General features: G+C 32.7%; 5 protein-coding genes. All 5 read right to left on the reverse strand.

What is annotated here, in order from left to right; translation table 11 throughout:
* Positions 1 to 249: 249 nt before the first annotated feature.
* Positions 250 to 762 (reverse strand): hypothetical protein, encoded by a 513-nt coding sequence (locus FGF67_RS17295; RefSeq protein ID WP_158293243.1) that lies wholly within the window; start codon positions 760 to 762, stop codon positions 250 to 252.
* Between the two features lie 173 nt (positions 763 to 935).
* Complete coding sequence (locus FGF67_RS16595; RefSeq protein ID WP_139698876.1) at positions 936 to 1,823, reverse strand: hypothetical protein; 888 nt, start codon at positions 1,821 to 1,823, stop codon at positions 936 to 938.
* Between the two features lie 161 nt (positions 1,824 to 1,984).
* Entirely contained in the window at positions 1,985 to 2,569 is a 585-nt protein-coding gene (locus FGF67_RS16600; RefSeq protein WP_139698877.1) for a hypothetical protein, read from the reverse strand.
* A 196-nt stretch (positions 2,570 to 2,765) separates the two neighbouring features.
* Positions 2,766 to 3,317 (reverse strand): STM3941 family protein, encoded by a 552-nt coding sequence (locus FGF67_RS16605; protein WP_139698878.1) that lies wholly within the window; start codon positions 3,315 to 3,317, stop codon positions 2,766 to 2,768.
* Positions 3,310 to 3,822: a hypothetical protein gene (locus FGF67_RS16610; protein WP_139698879.1), complete on the reverse strand. Its 513-nt coding sequence runs from the start codon at positions 3,820 to 3,822 to the stop codon at positions 3,310 to 3,312. Before FGF67_RS16610 ends, FGF67_RS16605 begins: the two co-directional genes overlap by 8 nt.
* Positions 3,823 to 4,117 lie beyond the last annotated feature (295 nt).

A 4,117-nucleotide genomic window follows, 5' to 3' on the forward strand; every position in this document is an offset into this window, starting at 1 on the left:
TTTAGTTTTCCTGTTGTAAGTTCGTCTAAAATTTTCAGTTTAAAAGGTTCTGAATACCGTCTGATTACTTTGTCATTTTTGTACATAATGTTTGAAATTATGTAGCCTTTATTCAGGACGGGTCAAAATTGTTTACAACGTTTATGTATAAGGAAAGTTGCGTGTTTGTGTGCGAGGATTTTCCGAAGGAAAATCAGAAGCTAGCAAACGAGCAACTAACTTTGGTTTAGCTAAAACTAGCAATTTTTTTTATACGGTGTTGGCTACAGTATTTTTATTCCACATTTTTTTTAATTCGGTCAAATATTCGTTTTCAGATGCAAGTTCAGGTTTGAAGTGGACTTGAATAATATTTTCGTCAGTTTTAAATTTTATCATATTCCGCGTGTCTTTAAGTACATATTTATACAAAAAAGGTTTGCGGTTTTCAAAATCCGTTAAGTTGAATTTAAGCACCTTTATTTTGTCAAATTCATACCGTTTACTTTCTAATTCAATTGAATTTTGGTTTATATTCAAGTTGTTTTTGATATGGTGCCAAAAATATCCACCCGAAACAAGTCGAGCAATTCGTCCGACCATGAGTGATAAAGCAATTAGCACACCCAAAAACAAGTAAACAGTTCCGTTTTCCGTATTGTTTTTATTCGTCCAGGAAAAAGTAAGTAGTATTAATGTCAATAAAATTCCTATTCCGTATGAGTAATTGCTCAATCGGTAAACTATAATATTCGTTATGTAGGAATCTGCCTTGATTTTCATATTGTAGCCAACGTTTTTGTATATGAAAAGTAGTGGACTTGAAAGCACTAACTTTTCAGTTATAACTAATGCTTAATTTACAAAACAACTTTCAATGAAATACTTAAACCACTATTTTTTATATACCGTGTTGGCGGTAGTCATATTTTCTATGCTTAAATTTTCACATGAAATCACTGTTGGGGTCTAAGGGTTTCAATAATCTTGGCATCAACCCAATATTTTGTTGTTTCCCAATATGTACTACCATCTTCCCTTTCTTTTTTTTCATGCCTTCCGAAAAGCAAATACTTTCCGTCAGGTGTTAATCTTGCACCATTTTCCTGTAGTTCTGAATTTATCTTATCTCCCATATTAATTGCGGGACCCCATGAACCATCTTGCTGTCGAAAACTAATATAATTATCAGACATTCCATATCCATCCTCTCGCTCGCTACCCCATATTATGAAAGATTCATCTGGAGCTATAAAAGGGTGAGCTGTCCATTTTCCTGTATTAATATGTTTGCCAAGTAGTTTTGGTTCTTCTCGTTTACCATCTATAATCCTCGACATTCGGATTACGTCATTACTTTTATAGTCATCAAAAACAAAAGTACCTTTAGAGGATACCGACATTACCATAATGCCCCAATCTTCCCTTTCAAACATAGGGCCCAGACTTTTAATTTTTGACCAACCGGAATTTGTACGCTCTATATAGTTCCACCTAGAGTATAAGATGTTACTATCACCAGGGTTATGGCCGAAGCTATACTTATTAACCTTATAAGAACTACCCTCATTCCGATAGACAACTACTTTATTTTCAAAGGGGTTGTTTCCTGTGTAGGTAAAATAAAACTCATCCATATCTAGAGTATCGCTATTCCCTAATTTCCAATCTTGAGAAGTACTCTTTTTTGGAACAAAAATTTCGGGGGTTAACCCTGGTGGTTTATACCCAAAATAAAGGCTATCTTCTATTGATGAATTCTTCTTAGTTTCTGACTTCTCTGTTTCGCAAGCATTCAAAAATATTGCAAATACGAGCACTATAATTTTAATTTTATTTCTCAAAGTTAAGTTTGTTTTAATTACCGCCAACGGTCTCGTATAACCGTCAGTTACGGGATTAAAGTTAATGATTTTCGGTTTAGCACAGGCTTTAGCAATTCCAAGTGGATTCGGACGTAGTCGAATCCGCCGTAATTGCGGTTATACATTGTTACCACACGTTTTTATATTATTTTAAAAATTGACGGAAATCTTTTTGAATAGACAATTTCTACTTTTTGATTTTTAATATTATTAGGTATTACCAATTTATTATTTTCAACGGTGTAACTACTCTTTTTGAGTTTAAATTCCTCTTTAGGCAAACCTTGTTTAATTAATCCATTTGGTGTTTTATATTCAAACATTGCGAACTCTTTGGTTTCTCGTCCGTATTTTATCAGGTAAGATTGTTGCTCAAATCCGACAAAGGTCGCAACAGTCTTTTCTGTGTCTTGACCAAGAAAATATTCTTGCATTTTTATATTTAAATTTTCTCCGAGGTAAATTAGTGCAATTACAATTGGGATTATTAAAATGTAAATAAAAATTGAACGACTAAATATCCATTTTAAAGGATTTTTTTTAAATGAAAGTTCCTTTCTATTTTTATCTATTCTTGATACTAAATTATAAATCAATATTGTAAATCCAATCAAGTATAATATTAATGAAGTGGATTCCAAGTTAGCCCAATTTAGTGCTAAATGTCCAAAAAGAGCTTTGACTGTAGTTCCAATTATAATCAGAATTATTGCTATTAGTTTCATTTTCAAATGTGTGGTAACGTAACCGCATATGGCTTGTACGGCGATGAATTGGTAAAAAGTTAAAAGCAAAGCACATAAGCCATAACGTTTGGTTTTGCACTAAATTAAGATTAATCTGGGCGAAAGCAAATGCTTATGGCGTTGCTTGCGGCAAAATAGAATGCATCTACGAAGAAACCTCCCGCCTTATAAGCTATTATGCATTGTTGGCGGTAGTATTTCCTTGACTATCAAAGTATTTATTAATCAATGTTCCTCTTTTCGACTCTTCCGTCTTAATCATCTCCTTAATAAAATTAGTCATTTTCTCAGGTTTCATTTTTATCTGGCTTAATTGTAAATCTAGTCCAGTTGAACCAACCTTTTTTTCTAATCGTTTTGCCCAGCCATATTGAGTATTTTTGCGCTTAAATGATTTATCCACAGTCAACGTAACAAATTTCTGTCCGAATACATCCAGTGGATTAGCATTTTTAATAAGTTCCCAACTTATCAAATCTTGTTTTATTGTCCTATCCCAAATTCCCGTTTCATTAAAAACTATTTGAGGCCTTTTGTCGAACATATGAAAAAAAGCCAAGAAAAAACCAAATCCGAAAAACGGAACACCAATCCATCCCATAATTCTATCTAAGAGACTACTTTCATTTCTTAAAATCAACCAAACTCCAACGGCTACAAGTGGAATAGTCAATCCGAGTAGCTTTATCGCTTTCCAAGGTGATTTATATAGTTTAATTTCAGTCATAGAAAAATAATAAAATCATTGTTGCCATGTAAATTGCAAATGCTATAAAGTCAATAATTGTAATTCTTCTCTCGTCAAACAAGTCCGTTGTTGAACCTTTGCCAGGAGCTACTAATTCTTGTCCTTGAGTTTTTGCACTTATAAATCGTAATATTTGGAAAAGAATCAACAGAGGAACGGTATTTCTTAGTCCTGTTGAAGCATGTCCTTTTACATTTTGTAAATAATCAATGTCTTTTAGTTTGAAATAAATAAACAGCTGTATTAGTCCAAAGGCGAACCAAATAAAATAAACTTTCAGGTTTCTCAAGGATTTGTAATTAAACAGATATAGAAAGAAATGCGTTCCAAAAGCATACGCAAATAAAATATCTCTGTGCAATTTATAGTTAAGAGGATTATTCCTGTAATAAACTGTTAATCCAATAGATAAGACTAAATACAAGAAAATTGTAATCCTATCCCATTTTGTTGTTTTGCCAAAGTAAAATATCTGTTTTTTCATTTATTATTTTAGTCTATTCCATGTGCACGGCGGTCTCTCAATATTACCGCCAACGTTTCGGCTATGAGTAGTTGCGTGGGTTAGCACTTAATTTAGCAAGTACACACCGAACTGAAAATCCGCTAGGATTTTCAGAAGTAGGCGAGAACAAGCAATTACTTATAGCCATTGTGCCTGTTGCACAACGTGATAAATATAAGATAAAATTTCATAAATTGTATTATAATTCTTATGTTTAATAATGCAAGGCAAAAAAGAGTATCAGGAGAAATTATTCAACAATTTTCAGTTAAGT

This window comes from Allotamlana fucoidanivorans (assembly GCF_006265225.1).
In the GTDB taxonomy this organism is placed as follows: domain Bacteria; phylum Bacteroidota; class Bacteroidia; order Flavobacteriales; family Flavobacteriaceae; genus Allotamlana; species Allotamlana fucoidanivorans.

Excerpts from the sequence above, each read along its gene's own strand:
- FGF67_RS17295 (WP_158293243.1), bottom strand. The coding sequence starts at position 762 with ATGAAAATCAAGGCAGATTCCTACATAACGAATATTATAGTTTACCGA.
- FGF67_RS16600 (WP_139698877.1), bottom strand. The coding sequence starts at position 2,569 with ATGAAACTAATAGCAATAATTCTGATTATAATTGGAACTACAGTCAAA.
- FGF67_RS16605 (WP_139698878.1), bottom strand. The coding sequence starts at position 3,317 with ATGACTGAAATTAAACTATATAAATCACCTTGGAAAGCGATAAAGCTA.
- FGF67_RS16610 (WP_139698879.1), bottom strand. The coding sequence starts at position 3,822 with ATGAAAAAACAGATATTTTACTTTGGCAAAACAACAAAATGGGATAGG.